Source organism: Microvirga arabica, from assembly GCF_016811235.1.
In the GTDB taxonomy this organism is placed as follows: domain Bacteria; phylum Pseudomonadota; class Alphaproteobacteria; order Rhizobiales; family Beijerinckiaceae; genus Microvirga; species Microvirga arabica.
This window is the reverse complement of record NZ_JAFBID010000110.1, coordinates 1-15,753: the sequence shown is the minus strand read 5'-3', so window position 1 is coordinate 15,753 and position 15,753 is coordinate 1. Positions and strand designations below refer to the sequence as shown.

The 15,753-nt window shown below is 55.1% G+C and carries 12 protein-coding genes; 6 read left to right on the top strand and 6 right to left on the bottom strand.

Annotated features, from left to right (window positions below):
* Together JQC81_RS29755 and JQC81_RS29750 are read right to left on the bottom strand one after the other, a co-directional pair.
* A partial coding sequence (locus JQC81_RS29755) for a right-handed parallel beta-helix repeat-containing protein (protein WP_203275395.1) occupies positions 1–2,803 on the bottom strand: 2,803 nt, incomplete at its 3' end.
* 1,332 nt (positions 2,804–4,135) lie between these two features.
* Positions 4,136–4,504 carry a peptidoglycan-binding domain-containing protein gene (locus JQC81_RS29750; RefSeq protein WP_203275394.1) on the bottom strand — a complete coding sequence of 123 codons (369 nt, stop codon included), beginning with the start codon at positions 4,502–4,504 and terminating at the stop codon, positions 4,136–4,138.
* Between the two features lie 2,167 nt (positions 4,505–6,671).
* Here JQC81_RS29750 and JQC81_RS29745 point away from each other — a divergent pair.
* The 4 genes from JQC81_RS29745 (at position 6,672) to JQC81_RS34665 (ending at position 11,352) form a co-directional block, all read left to right on the top strand.
* Positions 6,672–7,454, top strand: a complete 783-nt coding sequence (locus JQC81_RS29745) for an ABC transporter permease (protein ID WP_203275393.1) — start codon at positions 6,672–6,674, stop codon at positions 7,452–7,454.
* A gap of 30 nt (positions 7,455–7,484) precedes the next feature.
* Positions 7,485–8,279, top strand: coding sequence for an ABC transporter ATP-binding protein (locus JQC81_RS29740; protein WP_203275392.1), 795 nt, complete (start codon positions 7,485–7,487; stop codon positions 8,277–8,279).
* A 200-nt stretch (positions 8,280–8,479) separates the two neighbouring features.
* Entirely contained in the window at positions 8,480–11,182 is a 2,703-nt protein-coding gene (locus tag JQC81_RS29735) for a glycosyltransferase (RefSeq protein WP_203275391.1), read from the top strand.
* Positions 11,183–11,199: 17 nt separating this feature from the next.
* Positions 11,200–11,352, top strand: a complete 153-nt coding sequence (locus JQC81_RS34665; protein ID WP_446685732.1) for a DUF7696 family protein — start codon at positions 11,200–11,202, stop codon at positions 11,350–11,352.
* On the opposite strand, the gene JQC81_RS29730 is transcribed toward JQC81_RS34665, so the two are convergent.
* Positions 11,315–12,475, bottom strand: a complete 1,161-nt coding sequence (locus JQC81_RS29730; RefSeq protein ID WP_203275390.1) for an acyltransferase family protein — start codon at positions 12,473–12,475, stop codon at positions 11,315–11,317. The genes JQC81_RS34665 and JQC81_RS29730 overlap by 38 nt on opposite strands.
* A gap of 431 nt (positions 12,476–12,906) precedes the next feature.
* On the opposite strand from JQC81_RS29730, the gene JQC81_RS29725 reads away from it, so the two are divergent.
* Positions 12,907–13,596 (top strand): hypothetical protein, encoded by a 690-nt coding sequence (locus tag JQC81_RS29725; RefSeq protein ID WP_203275396.1) that lies wholly within the window; start codon positions 12,907–12,909, stop codon positions 13,594–13,596.
* Entirely contained in the window at positions 13,487–14,029 is a 543-nt protein-coding gene (locus tag JQC81_RS29720) for an FkbM family methyltransferase (protein ID WP_203275389.1), read from the top strand. Before JQC81_RS29725 ends, JQC81_RS29720 begins: the two co-directional genes overlap by 110 nt.
* A gap of 483 nt (positions 14,030–14,512) precedes the next feature.
* Here JQC81_RS29720 and JQC81_RS29715 read toward each other — a convergent pair whose 3' ends face one another.
* From JQC81_RS29715 to JQC81_RS29705, 3 genes are all read right to left on the bottom strand, one after another.
* The gene (locus JQC81_RS29715; RefSeq protein WP_203275388.1) at positions 14,513–15,115 is read right to left on the bottom strand and encodes an IS3 family transposase; all 603 of its coding nucleotides are present in this window, start codon (positions 15,113–15,115) and stop codon (positions 14,513–14,515) included.
* Between the two features lie 108 nt (positions 15,116–15,223).
* Entirely contained in the window at positions 15,224–15,379 is a 156-nt protein-coding gene (locus JQC81_RS29710) for a hypothetical protein (RefSeq protein WP_203275387.1), read from the bottom strand.
* A gap of 230 nt (positions 15,380–15,609) precedes the next feature.
* On the bottom strand, positions 15,610–15,753 hold a 144-nt coding region (locus JQC81_RS29705; protein ID WP_203275386.1), incomplete at its 5' end, for a 3-deoxy-7-phosphoheptulonate synthase.

Below are 15,753 nucleotides of genomic sequence, written 5' to 3'. Positions count from 1 at the left end.
TGGCCGACAGGTAGGCATTCGTGTTGAAGAAGGCATTCGGGTTGCGGCCCTCCTGCCAGCCAAACGTCGCATAGTGAGCATCCGCATCGATGCCGGCGTGCCACACGTCGACGTTCTGGGCATAATAAAACAGGTCACTCACGGATGCATTGCCATCGTCCTCGCTCACCGTGCCGTCCGAGAACTGGAAGTGTTTGAAACCAGAGAGTACAAAGTGCTGTCCACTGGGACCATTGATGACAACCTCGGATCCGGAAAAGCTGAACGTGGCCTCGGTCAGCTTGAAATCGAATGCTTGCTTGTCTTCTTTGACATCGGCGATCGCGAGCCTGAACTCGGCTGAGGTGACCTCGCCCTGACCAGAACTGTCAGTAGCCCTCACCTGAACAGCGTAGGACTGCTTGACCTCGTAATCGGCTCCGCCCTTGAACCACAGCTCGCTGCCGCGGATCTCGAATGCTCCCGCGTCTGCTCCAACCAACGTCAGCAGGTTCGTGCCCAGGCCATCATCGGTGGTCGCGATGTCTGCCACCTTCACGGCCGAGCCGTTCTCCGTCGCCTGCCCCACCTGATTCACCAAAGCAACCGCTGATGGCGCCTGGTTCTGCCCTGGCGTTGGAGCAAATCTCGCACCGGTGAAATCAGTGGCAGCAAGTGATGTCACACCCTTGATGCTGAATTCCGCAACTTGGCCGTCCGCGTCCGTCACGCGCCAGAGGCTGCCGCCCATGTAGCCCAGTGTTGCTTGGTCTGAGAAGCCGACGAACGCGATCGTGTCGGCAGCGCCGTTGCCCTTGAAGTCGAAGATGGTGTCTCCGTTCAGTTCGCCCTTTCTGAGACGGAACACATCATCGCCCAGTCCGCCGTAGAGTTCGTCAGCGCCGGCTCCGCCATCAAGGGTGTCGTTGCCGTCCTGACCATAGAGCTTGTTGTTGCCTTTATTACCGGTGATCTCATTGTCCAGATTGTTGCCCACACCCGAAACGGCAGAGATGCCGGTCGTGGGATTGTCAATAAGAACGAGTTTCTCCACGTTCGCGGCGAGAGGCCTTTCGGCCACGATGGAGATAGAGCTGACGATTGTATCGGTTCCTGCTCCGGCCGCTTCGACGACAAAGTCGCCTGTGTGGTCAACGTAGTAGGTGTCGTCGCCGAGACCGCCGCTCATCGTGTCAGCTCCGCCGCGCCCATTGAGCGTGTTGTTGCCGGCGTTACCGTTCAAGACGTTGGCACCCGTGTTTCCCGTGGCGCTCAGGTTCGCTGTTCCCGTAAGCGTGAGCTCTTCGACTTCATCGGCGAGCGTGTAGCTGACGCTGCTAAAGACCCGGTCGTAGCCTCCTAGGCCGCCATCAGCCCTCTCCGTGATCACATCACCGATGTCATCGACAGTATAGATGTCGTTGCCGTCGCCACCGACCATCGAATCGGCGCCGACACCACCGTCCAGAGAGTCGTTGCCAGCGCCGCCCTTCAGCGTGTCATTGCCTCCGGCACCGATGATCGTGTCGGCTCCGCCAAGACCTTCGAGAGTGTTGGCGGCATCATTGCCTGTCATAACGTTGTCGAGTTCATTCCCGTAGCCGTTGATTGCGGCCATCCCGGTCAATGTCAGCTTTTCGACATTGGCCGAGAGGGTGTGCTTGGCTGAGGCGAGAACATGATCCGTCCCTTCACCAGGATTTTCGATAACAACATCGCCGTCCTTGTTGACATAGTAGGTGTCGTCGCCCTTGCCGCCTGCCAAGGTGTCAACGCCAGCAGAGCCGGTGAGCGTATCGGGTCCATCGGTGGCTACACCGCCGATCGCGTTGCCCGTGACTTCCGTTCCTGTCGGCCCACCAGCAGTATTGGTCGGCTCCTCGCGGATCGCGTAACGCGCATCCTCCGGGTTGATGATGTTGTTCAGGATCTTCGTACCGGTCGAATAATAAGTCTTCAGTGGATTGGTTGTGGGATCATCGTCGGGGTTGCCGTCGGGGTAGTCCTCTCGCAGGCGGATCTGGACCTCGTCGTAAGCACCAATCTTTTCCTGGGAGTTGTTGGAGATGGTGCTCTTCTCAAGGATTGTATTGACAGAACCCTCAATGCGCACACCCTGGCGCATGTTGTCGTGAACCTTGGCCCCGATGATGATCACATCGTCGGACAGCTTGACCAGAATACCCTCACGGCTGTTCCCGTAATACTCACCCCCGATGATCTGAACGTCCGTGACATGGGCGATCTCATCCTCATCTCCGCGCTGAATATCGCCTCGTTGAACAACGATCCCAGCGCCACCAGTTGCTCCCAGACCGTTGTTGTAGGCAGTGTTGTTTTCAAGGACGATGTCGGTCGAGGCATTTTGAATGTTGAAGCCGTGGCGGTCGTTGTTGTAGGCCACGTTACCGGTGTAGACACCGCCCACGACCCCATCGGCCACGAAGCCGTCCTTGCCGTTGTCATGAGCGACGCAGTTTTCGATCACCACCTCGTAGGAGATCTCGTGCGGGTTGAAGCCGTAGGCGGCGCACTCCATGATCTCGACGTTGGAAAGGGTGATGTTGGACTGCGTTTCGCCCTCTTCCGCCTTCACGCCGCAGATAAAGCCAGCCTGATGGTCCTTTTCCGGGTCGCCCGTGGTGTTGTTGTCACGGTTGCCGTCGATTGTCAGGTTCGAAACGGAGACGTTCGAGACATCTTCGAGGGCCGTGCGCACGATGCCATTGAGGCGAGCATTGAAGTCGTCCACCAGTCGAATCACCGTCTCGCCCATGCCGGCGCCCACGAGGGCCACGCCTGAGAGCAGTTCTACGGCGCCCACGGACGGATTGCTCTGATCCCCGGTCACAACGTAAGTGCCGGCGGCCAATTGGACGACGACCTGCTCGGCCTTTGGATCCAGCTTGAGGGCCTCAAGGTAGGCCGAGTTGGCATCTTCGATGGCCTTCCGGATCGCAGCCGTATCCAGCGCAGCATCTCCCGTTGGAGCGTCAACGGTGATCGTCGTCGTAGCCATTCTCAATGTCCCTCTCGTACGTTCATAAATTGATGGATTGCAGCCACCGTCGCCCGCATAACGGTCAGCTGAAGCGAGGAGTCCTGACGTCTGGGCACCCCTACGGCCCGAGCGGAGGTGATTACCCTGGTGGCCCTATCGAGGGAGGTCGGGATGATACGACTATCATGTCCTCAGCTGCCCCCTTGGAGATATATGCTGACGTCTGATTACACAGATTTTACGCATAGAAGATCTATCGATACCTATTGATAGCGGCCATGCTTAAAATAGAACTATATTTTAAATTCGTACTGACTTATACTGTATATGACTTGAGCAATTCCGACGTAACCCGTCCAGTTCGTGAACATCCCCTACCCATTTTGGCGTAGTACTTCTGTAAGCTGCTTATGATCAGCCTTTTCCTTAACAGGTGATCCGAACCTTAACGTGCAGACGCGGCCTCAAATGCCTTGAGCCGATTTGCTGTATCGAAGCGACGATTGTTTCTGTGCTTTCCCACCAGTTACGGCATCGAGGTTGGTTGAAAACCAAAGAAGCGGAGGCCGTTTCCCTTGCTTCGCTCCATATGCGGCGGCTCTGAAGGCGCTGGCGTGCTCTGGTGCAGCGGCGGGTTGTCCCTAATCGCGACAGCACTGGCTGGAGCGTTGGGCAACGATCTGCTCGAAATAAGTCTCAGACCATGGCCGGGTTATTGGTCCATTCAGCACCATGGGTGCGGTGAAGCCGCTTGGGGCCAAGCCTGTGACAAGAGTGTATCTGCGCGATGCCGATCAGGCCAGTTGCCACCGACACCGGTGTGGCTGCGGCGTTTATTCTCCCGCTGGCGCATGATTTCACGCTTGGTACGGACGAAAGAGTTTCAGCCTTCCCCAGACAGCCTTATCAGATGAACCTCATCGTGATTCGGTGACAGCCGCAACCCCTCTGCCCAATCCTGCAGCAGGACCACGGATGGTGCAGGCGATCGGCCTGTAGGATTGGGCGCATGAGGCAGGAATCGCCCCCGAGACACCGGCGTGATGGGGAGCATCAGTGCCGAGCGATCCGCCCGCGCTCGATATGCTGAAGTGTCACTCTCGGATGAACCCCGCCAGTGATCACTGGCGGGGCTGGAAACAACGACTGGGTGGTTTACTGAACAGCGGAGGCGGTGTGGGCTCTCAGCGCCTGAAGCGTCGCGGCTCCGAGCTGCCCTGTGACGGGGAGCCCTTTGGCTCGTTCGAAAGCCTCAACAGCCCTGCTTGTGCCGGGGCCGAATACGCCGTCGGCTTTCAGAGCTCCGTAGCCGAGGTCGGTGAGCGCCTCCTGGGCAGCACGGATCTGTTGTTTTGACAGAGGACCAGATGCGGGAGAGATACCTGCAGAACTGTCACTGTGGTCCCTTAATGGAGCCGCCGAAGCGGTCCCTTTAGAACTTTCACTCCCTTCTGCAGACGGCGCAGCCGATGCAACCCGCTGGGGATGGGCGCGATCGATCGCTTCGCTTACGCGTGCTCTCATTGTGTCCAGCCGCTGCAGCTCCTGTGTTGCAGCGACAATCTGCTTTTAAAGGTGCTGCAGATCGCCGCTCGCCTGGATTGCCTCAGCCTGTTCGTGAGCGAGCTTGTCGCGTTGCGCAGCAGCTGTTTCTAACTCCTGACGAATCCTTGCGATCTTGTCTCGTACAGCTTGTCTCTCAGATCCCGACGAATACGCCGAATATGCGAACAGGCCCCAACCGACGACGGCAATGGCCACAAAACCTTTCTGACAGTTCTCACCTGCAACATTGATTCATTTCTCGCATAACTCATAAACTGACCTGTGGATCGTTACCCGAACAGATCGAGTACGGGGTTCCCTCGTGTCAGATCTTCAATGGGTCTGGGATGTGACCGCCAATTAGGCGGCCCCGACCACTGTCTCAACATAGTAAATTAAATGTAACCAGAATTAAAAGTCAGGCTGCACTGACGCATTGAGCCCTGGCTGTAGCTAGGCGGCAGGGCCCATCGTGTGCTGAGATAGCGCCAATCTGCAAGTCGGCCGTTAGTCTGCATCGGACGTGGAAAGGGGTGCCGTATTCCGCTGGGTTGGGAGGAGCGGCCGTTAAATGGAAACGGCATCGGACAGAGTCATCAGCTTCCAACGACCTATAGGTTCCATCATCGTGAATGAAAGGACGCATCGGGTTATGGCCGTGAAGCTTGGGCGTTCCCACCCTGAATGCATCATAGTTTCTGCCCTATTCCTACCTCACACACGTGATTGTACGGGGGCGTGTTCCTCGCATTTCTGTGACTGAGTTCATAGACGCGGCCGCGGACAAGACAGCAAAAGCCGACGAGATGACAAGCGGCGTGCTGGGTGTCGTAGCGCTGCTAAGTTGCCTCCGGCCATGATCAGCAGCTGAGACGTCTACCCTCGCGGCGACCAAACCTCAGGTAGTGATCCAAGCCAGACTCTGTTTCGCCACGACGGACAGATCGGAGAACGTCGCGGTTGCAGCGCAGGTACTCGCGCTCGTTGAAGGCCCTTGCGCCACGACCTCTGTATCGAGGACCGCGTTCTTCGTAACCGTAATCACGCTCTCGGTACCTGGGGCCGCGCTCTCTATATTCGTACTCAGGTTCATCATACTGGTAGCCCGGGCCTCCATACCGTTGGGCCGAGGCTGAACCCATCAAGGCTATCAAGCTCAAACCTATAGCGGCTGTTGCACAAAGTGCCTTCATGTCATTCGCTCTCCTCATCGAGAGAAAACCGGATTGGAAGGCGATTGGTTCAGTCGCGCCTGCAGTGACCCACGAAGAAAGCGGAAGGGCATACTGGAAAGTGTGCTGCACTTGGCTCTAACAGACGAGACGTTTGTTCGCCTCCCACCGAGCCTGTCCGCTAGTTCGAGCTCGTCATGAGCCTCCTTGCCGAGCCTCTTGTTCTCTCCGCCGCAGGGGCATGCTTCCGCATGATGGCCGTCAGAAGAAGCTGGCGGATCAATGTGTGAAGCGCGCTTTGCCCTTGAGGGCATCGCAAGCGTGGGACGGTCCCACCGATGCCAAGATCGCGGCAGGGGGGGTGCCTCCCGCTGGTCAGGCAGCGGAGGATCCTCCGCTGCGATGGCCTGAAGCTTTGATGCAGCCACTCTATTGAACGTTACCTGCGCGGCCGGATTGGCCTTCAGGTGCGGCGGAGGGGTCGTCTGACGTGACAGGTTCAGTCGCTTGGGTGGGCAGGAGAGTCCCCACTGGCTTTAGCTGACCCCACAGGTCTGCGCGATATACGAGCACCGTCGACCAGATGTCAGGCGCGGTCCCAATAGGGCTTGGCCCGCAAGGCGCCCTGCTCTTTGGGAAGCAAAGCCTTTAGAGGCAAAAGGTATCAGGTCAGATTGTGTCGAGGTGATCCTTTGTGCAAACCAGTTGTTCCAATATTTCAACTGCCGCATCGGGACAGTTCGCCGTTTCAAGAATCACCAATCATCAGATATGTAATGTATTTTTGTAGCAGCTGATGAGAAAGGTTGACCCGAGTTCCAGTCACGGCTAGGGCTCATGCCCGAAAAGGGACATTTGGCATCAGAAGCATCCAACCGGGAAAGCAGTGCTGCGGTCTCTTAGCGTCGCTTCCTTCTCTCCGATGCAACCAAATTTTGTTGCGCCCTGCTTTATCAGCTCATACTCGTACCAGCATGAAACAAGCACTGCTCGATACCATTGAAGGCCTCAAGCGCGGCGACCTGTGGGTGTACCTGGGTTGGCATGACGTTAAACAGCGTTATCGGCGCTCAACGCTGGGTCCGTTATGGATAACGCTTGCCACCGCGATCATGGTGGCCGGAATGACTGTGGTTTATGGAGGCTTGTTCAGACAGGAGCTTAAGACCTTCCTACCACTTGTTGCTTCTGGACTTGTGATCTGGGGCTTTATTTCGGGGTGTATTAGCGAGGGAGTGAATGTTTTTATCTCCGCGAGTTCAACAATCAAGCAGCTCCCAGCGCCGTTAACGGTCCATGTCTTCCGGCTTGTTTGGACTCAGTTCATCTATTTCTTACATAATCTCGTGATTGTTCCCGTTGTGGTTGTGATTGTGGGCCTTCCTGTGTCTCCAACCATGCTCTTGGTCATTCCGGCTCTGTTCCTCCTTATTGCAAACGTTACCTGGATATGCCTGCTCCTGGGCGCGATCGGTGCTAGATTTCGGGATGTGCCGCTGATTGTGCAGTCGTTCATGGCCGCGCTTTTCATGATCACGCCAGTCTTGTGGCAACCGAGTTTTCTCCCGCCAGAGCGACAGTGGGTGGCCTTTCTGAATCCGTTCACATATCTGGTGGAGATTGTCAGGGCCCCGCTTCTGGGAAATGCTCCATCTCTTTCCATGTGGCTTGTTACAATAGCCATGGCGGTTGGAGGAGGAGCATGCGCTACACTCCTGTACAGCCGTTCTCGGGCACAGATTGCGTTTTGGGTTTAAGCCCAGTAGAGCCAAGTTAGGTTAATTGATATGACTTTTGTCGAAGCACGCGATCTAGGGGTGAGTTACCCTATTCTGACCGCACCGGCACGGTCACTAAAGAACGAAATCTTGTCTCGGACCACCGGCGGGCGGATTGCCGGCAACAGCGCCGGTCGCGTTGAGGTTCAGGCTTTATCACAGGTGAACTTTACGTTCCGTCCGGGAGATCGGGTCGCTCTCATTGGCCATAATGGAAGTGGTAAGAGCACGCTCTTGCGCGTCCTGGCTGGAATTTATCACCCAACCTCTGGCACCATACGATCTAAGGGACGGGTTGCTGCGTTGTTTGACGCCGCCTTTGGTATGGACATTGACGCGACAGGCTATGAGAACATCGTCTTGCGTGCCAAGTATCTCGGCGTTCCCCGCCCTGAAATTGACCGTCGGATCGATGAGATTGTGGAGTTTTCAGAGTTAGGTGATTTTATGGCAATGCCAATCAGAACCTACTCTGCGGGAATGACCGCTCGCCTTGCTTTTGCGATCTCGACGTCCGTTGAAGCAGACATCCTCCTGATCGACGAAGGTGTCAGTGCCGGCGATGCAGGCTTCATGGCTAAAGCAAACAAACGCCTCCGCAGCGTGGTCGACCGTTCCCCAATTGTTGTGTTTGCATCACATGATCAGGGAACAATGGTGAATCTCTGTAACCGAGGATTGGTCCTGCAGAGCGGCCAAATACAATTTGACGGGCCAGTGAACGATGCTTACGCACACTACAACAAACTCATCGGCGCGGTGGTCACTGAAGATCTATCTGCCCAGGGAAATCTTGTTGCCTGAGTGTTCGAGAGTGCTTCTGGCGAGCTGTCAGCCCGACGAACAAACCAACACAAGGCTGATCCACTGAACGCTCGACCTACAAGTTAGAACCAGTGATCGACATACCGGGAATTTCCTAGAAGTTCTGCTTGTGCATTTTCCGCACTCCCGCAGTTACAAGCAACCTTGGCACGACATGAAGCCCCTTTGGATTAACGTAGATGGCAGTAGAACAGACAGCTCAGGTCTCCATGGTTCGCACTGGGCTTGAAGAAGGTTGTCAGGCACGCCTGGTCACAATGGAAGAACCTTACGACGAAGAGTGTTTCCAATCCCACTGCGGCATTCCCTATGAACGGAACAGCCATTGGCTTGCTTGCTTTGCAGAAATTGCGGACGAGCTCATTCGCAGCTTGCGGCCGCAGCGAGTTCTTGATGCAGGCTGTGCTTGGGGTTTTCTTGTTGAGGCGCTTAGGGATCGGGGCATCGAGGCCTGGGGCATTGACATCTCACCCTACGCGATTTCGAACGTGCGTCCCGACATAAAACCTTGTTGCAAGAGAGCATCACTCATCGAGCCTATAGACCAGCGGTTCGATCTTATTACTTGCATCGAAGTATTAGAATTCATTCAGCCAGGCGAGGTTCTTATTGCAATCCGCAATTTATGCAACGCCACTGACCGCATTCTATTTTCCTCAACGCTCGATGACGTTTCGGAGGACATACACTTCAACGTTCGTCCGCTCATCGCGTGGCTAAGATTGTTTGCTGATTTCGGCTTCTATCCCGACCTCACCTATGATGCGTCCTTTCTAACGCCCCAGGCGATCCTGTTAAAACGCACCCCAAGTCGTCTTTCCGACGAAGCCTTGATGCTTTTTTGTCAGAACGTGCGCCTGAAGATCGACGCAGCAAACGAAGCCCGAAGGAACTCGCGATTACTCGAGCACGCACGAGCAGAAGCTGAGTCGTGGGAAGCAGCTGCGGCCCATGCCAAACAGCATGCAACCAATGTAGAAGGACAACTCCATGCTATTTTCTCGAGCACATCCTGGAAAATGACTGCGCCACTCCGTCATCTCCTGAAGCGCGCACCGTGGACTGCGACTCTTCTGCGACGTACCGCAAAACTCATCTGGTGGACGGTCACACTACAGCTCCCACACCGGCTTCGGCATCGATCACAGCTTCTTCGAAGAATCCTCACACCTCAGGACCTGAATACCAGCGCGACTGAATACCAACAGTGGATCGAAAAATTCGATTACTCCTCAGCGGATCATGATCGATATAAGGCGATGGTTGATCAGCTTGCGTTCAAGCCTGTGATCTCCGTGCTTATGCCGGTCTATGAAACGCCTGCAACGTATCTTGAAGAGGCTATCCGATCTGTAAGACAACAGATCTACCCTCATTGGGAACTCTGCATCGCTGACGATGCCTCGACCAGCCAGCACGTTCGCCAAATTATTGAAAGGCATCGTCGTGAAGATAGCCGGATAAAGGTTGTTTATCGGGAGGCGAACGGCCACATTTCTGAAGCAACAAACTCTGCCTTTGAGCTTGCCACGGGGGAATTTATCGCGCTACTCGATCACGATGATCTTCTGAGACCGCATGCTCTCGCAGAAGTTGCGGCGACGCTGAATGAGCACCCCGGAGCTCAGTTGATCTACAGTGACGAGGATAAAATTGAAGCTGATCGACGGTTTGATCCATATTTCAAGCCAGATTGGTCTCCCGATTTGTTCCTATCGCAGAACTACCTAAACCATCTCACCGTCCACCGTGCTGATAACGTTCGTAGAGTTGGAGGGTGGCGAAAGGGCTTCGAAGGAAGCCAAGATTATGATCTCAATCTGAGGATCATTGAGGGTCTCGATCGAAACTCGATCCTGCACATTCCAAAGATCCTCTACCACTGGCGGGCGGTTCCTGGCTCAACGGCCAAAGCTGGTTCAGAGAAAAACTACGCCTTTGAAGCGGGCAAGCGGGCTCTGGAAGAGCATGTCAGCCGCAATCAGAGCGGGCGTATTGAGCAGGTGGAAGGGCTACCATTCTACCGCATTGTTCGATCGATCTCGGATCCACAACCATTGGTGTCTCTTATCATTCCGACCAAGGACAAGGTGGATATCCTGCGCCTGTGCGTCAATTCAATTCTGAGCAAGACGACTTATACAAATTTCGAGATCTTGATTGTTGACAACAACTCAAGCGAGCCCACTACATTGGAATATTTTCGGCAACTGGAGCAAGACGATCGCATTCACGTCCTCCACTATCCCCACGCCTTCAATTACTCGGCGATCAATAATTTCGCTGCCCAAAGTTCCAAGGGATCCATCATTGGGCTCATCAACAATGATGTTGAGGTGATTACGCCCGATTGGCTTCGCGAAATGGTCAGCCATGTAGTGCGGCCGGAAGTAGGCTGTGTGGGGGCCAAGCTTTACTACCCCGACGATACGGTTCAGCATGCAGGGGTCATCCTTGGCATCGGCGGCGTAGCAGGCCACTCTCATAAGTATTTTCCGCGCAGCCATCTTGGCTATTTCGGCCGGCTCCGGCTTTGCCAGAACGTCTCGGCGGTAACAGCTGCATGCCTGCTAGTACGCCGCGAGATCTATGAGGCAGTCGGAGGACTCGACGAGGCTCGGCTCAAGATCGCCTTCAACGACGTCGACTTCTGCCTGAAGGTTCGGCAAGCCGGGTATCTGAACGTATTTACTCCGTTTGCCGAGCTTTACCACCACGAGTCTATCAGCCGAGGAACTGAAAATACGCCCGCCAAGATCCGCAGATTTCAAAGTGAGATCGCAACAATGGAAGAGCGTTGGAATGCCGACCTCCACAAAGACCCGTTCTACTCCCCTAATCTGACGCTGGATCAGGAGGATTTCGGCTTTCGCACCTCATGACACTAGCTGTCTGAGGAATGCGGATCCAATGCGAGGCCCGTACCATCCTGCAGATGTCCAAGCAGGAGCGGGACGCCTTCTTCAACGGCCGAAAATATGAGAACGAAAAGACCATCGACCGAGGCCGTCGAATTATACATCCCTCACAGCTTCACTCCTTTCCTGACTAGAGAAACGTCTCGCCAACTCTTGGCCTAAGCGGATAGTGGGACGCTCGATGAAACGCTCCATGAAGACAGCAAGGGCAATAGAGAGAGCTACCCCAATGACGAGCGAGATTGAGAATGGCAAGCCATTTCCAATCAATCGAGCAACAGCGACCATCACGATCCAATGAACGAGGTAAAGGCTGTATGAGATCCGTCCTAAAAAGCGTGGGATAGAGCTTCCAAGAAAAGGTGTCGCACGAACATCTACTGCGCAGAGCAGGACAAGCAAGGCAGCCGCGAATCCACTTACAGCTACGTGGATTGCCTGTGTAGAATTCGTGACGTTGTTGCCTATTTTTGGGCCATAACAAACTCCTAGCAATGCGATGATCCATAGGACAGCTCTCGCGGAGGTCGGAACTCGCACAATAAGAAGGCGTAAATCATAAAGTCGGTGGGCAATGGCAATGCCCATCGAAAACAGGAAAATATACTGAGTTGTCTGGAGGAATGACTTCTCGAAACCTGTTAATTGAAAAGAACTAATAGCCACTGTGCCCGCGAGGCCCAAAAGTAGAGAGATAGCCAGAGAGCCGCGCCAACTCCATTGTGTTAGTGCCACGAGAAGAGGAAAGATTAAGGAAATACGTAGTTCATGAATGAGGCTCCACATTGGTGGATTGAGAATTGTATCGGATCCGGTCATGCCGAAATGTATGAGTAGTCGGTGCAGACTAGCGGGCTCCAAGAGGTATTTGAACCATTCGGCGGTATAGTTTGGAACTGTGGTCGGCAGCACGTGCGACAGCTCGGCGGCTACCATAATCGTAGCTGCAAAAGGCAGCCAGATCCTGCAGAAGCGCTTAGTTATGAATGGGAGATAGTCCGTCGGTTGACGCTCGACGAAGGAGATGGACAAGACGAGACCACTTAATACGAAAAAGACTAGCACAGCCGAAGGACCTGCAACGAGCAGTCGCAGCGGAGTGAGATAGAGCCATCCCATAGGGTCCTGAAACCAATTTTGGTACAGGCTATCGTAGTTCTCGTGCATCCACGAGGAGAGTTCCGTGCAGTGATGTAAGACCACTGTTGCCGCGGCTAGGCCTCTCAGTGAGTCCAGTGAAGAAAGCCTCGTTTGCATATAGCCTCTTTTTCCGTGTGCTTTTTGTTAGTTGAGGCCGCGAGCCAATGCAATTCTGCCGAGCAAGACTGTGGTCATGTCCGAAAGGGTTGCGATAACAACAGTGGGTGCGGCTACCGGCGCGATGTATGTTGATTTTCCAGTCCTGGCAAAGCCACGGCACCTGTGAGTGTGAGCTCGGGGCTCGAAGGGACGACTACAGGCAAGGGTGTTTATCCGCGAATTTCCGACAGTGACCGAGCGTTCGTGTTTTTCTCCGGCGATGAGAGTTCCATGTTCGCCGCCGGCGATGGGACGACGGCAGGAAACTCAATCACTTACCAGGCCGCCCCGTGACATAAGTGGTTCGCGATTGCCGTTACCTGCTTGACCCCTTCGGTTGACCTGCATACCAATGTCCCCGCCGTCATCATAGGGCCAGGGTCTCAAGAATGCGCAATCCGCATAGGCTGTTTGAGGTAGACCATTCTTCCGGCAAGGGTCTTCCTAAGACTTCAAATTCGTTCTTTGGCCACTTTATGCAAGTGCTGGGTGAGTGTTTAACCTCTGAGCCTCGATCGGAGGACCCTCGTGCAGCAATAAACATGGCGCCTGAACCTTACCGTCCACCGGCGGAAATCGAACACAATATCCCAAAGCTGAAGCAACGCGCCATCGACCTTGTCGAGCCTGATTTGCACAATTGGGAATGGCTTTACGAGCGCCTTCAGGATGCGGATTCTCGTCGGCTTCTCCTCCTTGTGCTAGCTTATCGTGGACTTGGCTGGAGATACGTCAAACTCCCGCTCGACAACAACTTGTTTCGGTCTGCTCTTGATGAGATTCAACATCTCGTAATCGGGAAGGCCTCTGGTCACTTTGCCAATGGCGGCTTGGAAAAGTACAGCCTGCGAGATATTGGTAGGGACATTACGATATACTCCGATCCCTTCGGAATTTTCAACGAGTTCGTTTATCCGCAGTATTATTACCGGGGGATGTCGGAGGTATTATCCCCGCGTCCAGGTGATTATGTCCTCGACTGTGGTGCTTGCTACGGGGGGAACCACAATCAACTTTGCCGACGCGGTTGGGCCGGAGGGCAGAGTTTATTCTTTCGAATTCATGCCAGACAACATTGATGTCTACCATGCGAACGTCCACGCTAACCCGCGCCTTCAGAACCGGATTAGCTTAGTAAACAAGCCGGTGTGGTCGGAAACGGGACGAACGATGTCGATTGTGGGTGAGGGGCCCGCCACTCAGGTTCAGTTCGCAGACATTCCCGACGCAATGAAAGTAACCGCGATCACCATCGATGATTTCGTGGAAACAGCCGGGCTTCCGCACGTCGATCTTATCAAGATGGATATCGAGGGAGCCGAAATGAACGCGCTCAAAGGCGCGGCTAGAACGATCGAGCGGTTCAAGCCGAGGATAGCGGTATGCATCTACCACCAACTTTTCGATTTTTACGAATTGCCGCAGTTCTTGCTGGGCATACGAGAGGATTACAAGCTCTACTCTGGGCACAGCACCACTCACGGCGATGAGTCGGTAATTTTCGCCATATAGCTCCGAGGGAGAGTTGCTTGAGGCCGGCCTTGGACCTGCCGAAGCCTGAAATGACCCTCAGAGTCCGCGGCTCGCAATGCGGTAGCAAAGCAATCCGGATGATCGTCAACGTGATGCAGGTCTGCTCCCGAACGCTTTGGAACGGGACCTCAATCGACTACGTAGAGACAATCAGGCCACAAGCCAACTCGGCGGGCGCCCGTGGACCGGATACCATGGCTCTGTTACCTGCATCATTGGGGCATCATCCCCCGGCTCCTGATTGGCTGGGTACCAGGGCTCAATTACCTGCATAACTGGGGTATCGACACCCAACTTCTTCCGGTCAGCTAGGTGCCGCCGCTCCTTTTCCCGCAGCGGCTGAAGGAAAACAGTCAGCAGAGAAGTAATTGCACCTGCTCGAACTCTATTTCTACTGAAGCCGGAATGTGAATTCATCAACGTGTTTGCCTTAAAGTGCACCAAAAGCTGCTTTCTCGTGGCTCAGCCATTTGGCCAGCCTCTATCCCAAGACCCGCCAAAAGTCCAGCAAACTGGGACCTCTACGAGAATCTCAGACGACAGGTCTCGTTGAGCAGTTCCGAGGCTGCTTGCGTTGATCAGGAATCCGAATGTCTGAATACACTGGCGCTGTCCAGATGCAGGATGGTGCCGGCCCTCGATACGCCCGACCAGAGCCCTCAGGAAACCTTTTCCTCGCTTCAGCCAGAAAGATTTCAGTTCCAGAGAGGACCAAGTCACGCAGCGACCAGTTCGTATCTGGAGCGGACGGCTGTCGACAAGCTGGTCCGCCATGAAGCTCATCGCCCGCACCTCGTTCAGCCCACCCACGTCCGGCCGACCCGGTCGATAGCGCAAGACCCGCTTGCGCTTGGGGGCCTTGGAACAAATGGACAGCCCTTCCTCGCAGAAGAGACGATAGGTGCGTTTGTGGTTCACCGACCGGCGTTCCCGGCGCAGCAGAAACCGCCGCCGGCGATAGCCATAGCTCACGCGTGCTGCCGCCAGTTTCTTGAGCCGCGTCTGCAGCTCTACTGGTGGGTTGGAGCGCTTGTGGTAGCGCTGAAAGCCCGTGGCAGGCTTCACCACTTTCTTCTGAGCACGTCGTGCAATATGGTCTTGTCGAGGGCCTGCTCCGTCGCCAGCTTCTTGAGCCGGGCATTTTCGTTCTTGAATTGCTTGAGGCGGCCGATCTCAGTCAAGCCCGTTCTGGCAAACTGCTTCTTCCAGCGTGAGACAAGTCGGCTCGGTGATGCTCATCTTGCGGATCGCCTCAGAGACCGGGGTGTCGTTATCCGCCGGCTGCGTGGCAAGCGCGATTTCCTCTTCCGTGTAGCGCGAATTCTTCATGGCACTGGCCTCTCAGGGGTCAAAATGCCCGACAAGATTGCCCTCAGAGCCGACCAATCTGACAGGCCAGGACTATGGATGCATGAACACTGCAAGGGGACCTGTCTCACCCTCGCTTTCGAAACTGATGCTCAATAACCCAGCGAACCGCCGTGTACGGACCCGGATGCACCATGGTGTGGGAGGAGGAACCGCAAGGTCCCCCTGTTCCCAATCCAATATCCAGCCGCTCATTCCGCCGCGAGGGCGGTCGGCTGCTCCCTCGACTGGTGCTCGCGCTTGATCAGCTCCGAGGTCAGGAACGCGATCTCCAGCGCCTGCTCGGCGTTGAGGCGCGGGTCGCAATAGGTGTGGTAGCGGTCGCGCAGGTCCGC

Bases quoted from the DNA above. Each gene is read 5' to 3' on its own strand.
- JQC81_RS29750 (WP_203275394.1), bottom strand. From the start codon at position 4,504: ATGAGAGCACGCGTAAGCGAAGCGATCGATCGCGCCCATCCCCAGCGG.
- JQC81_RS29730 (WP_203275390.1), bottom strand. From the start codon at position 12,475: ATGCAAACGAGGCTTTCTTCACTGGACTCACTGAGAGGCCTAGCCGCG.
- JQC81_RS29710 (WP_203275387.1), bottom strand. From the start codon at position 15,379: ATGAAGAATTCGCGCTACACGGAAGAGGAAATCGCGCTTGCCACGCAG.
- JQC81_RS29720 (WP_203275389.1), top strand. From the start codon at position 13,487: ATGTCCTCGACTGTGGTGCTTGCTACGGGGGGAACCACAATCAACTTT.
- JQC81_RS29745 (WP_203275393.1), top strand. From the start codon at position 6,672: ATGAAACAAGCACTGCTCGATACCATTGAAGGCCTCAAGCGCGGCGAC.
- JQC81_RS34665 (WP_446685732.1), top strand. From the start codon at position 11,200: ATGCGGATCCAATGCGAGGCCCGTACCATCCTGCAGATGTCCAAGCAG.
- JQC81_RS29725 (WP_203275396.1), top strand. From the start codon at position 12,907: ATGCGCAATCCGCATAGGCTGTTTGAGGTAGACCATTCTTCCGGCAAG.
- JQC81_RS29740 (WP_203275392.1), top strand. From the start codon at position 7,485: ATGACTTTTGTCGAAGCACGCGATCTAGGGGTGAGTTACCCTATTCTG.
- JQC81_RS29735 (WP_203275391.1), top strand. From the start codon at position 8,480: ATGGCAGTAGAACAGACAGCTCAGGTCTCCATGGTTCGCACTGGGCTT.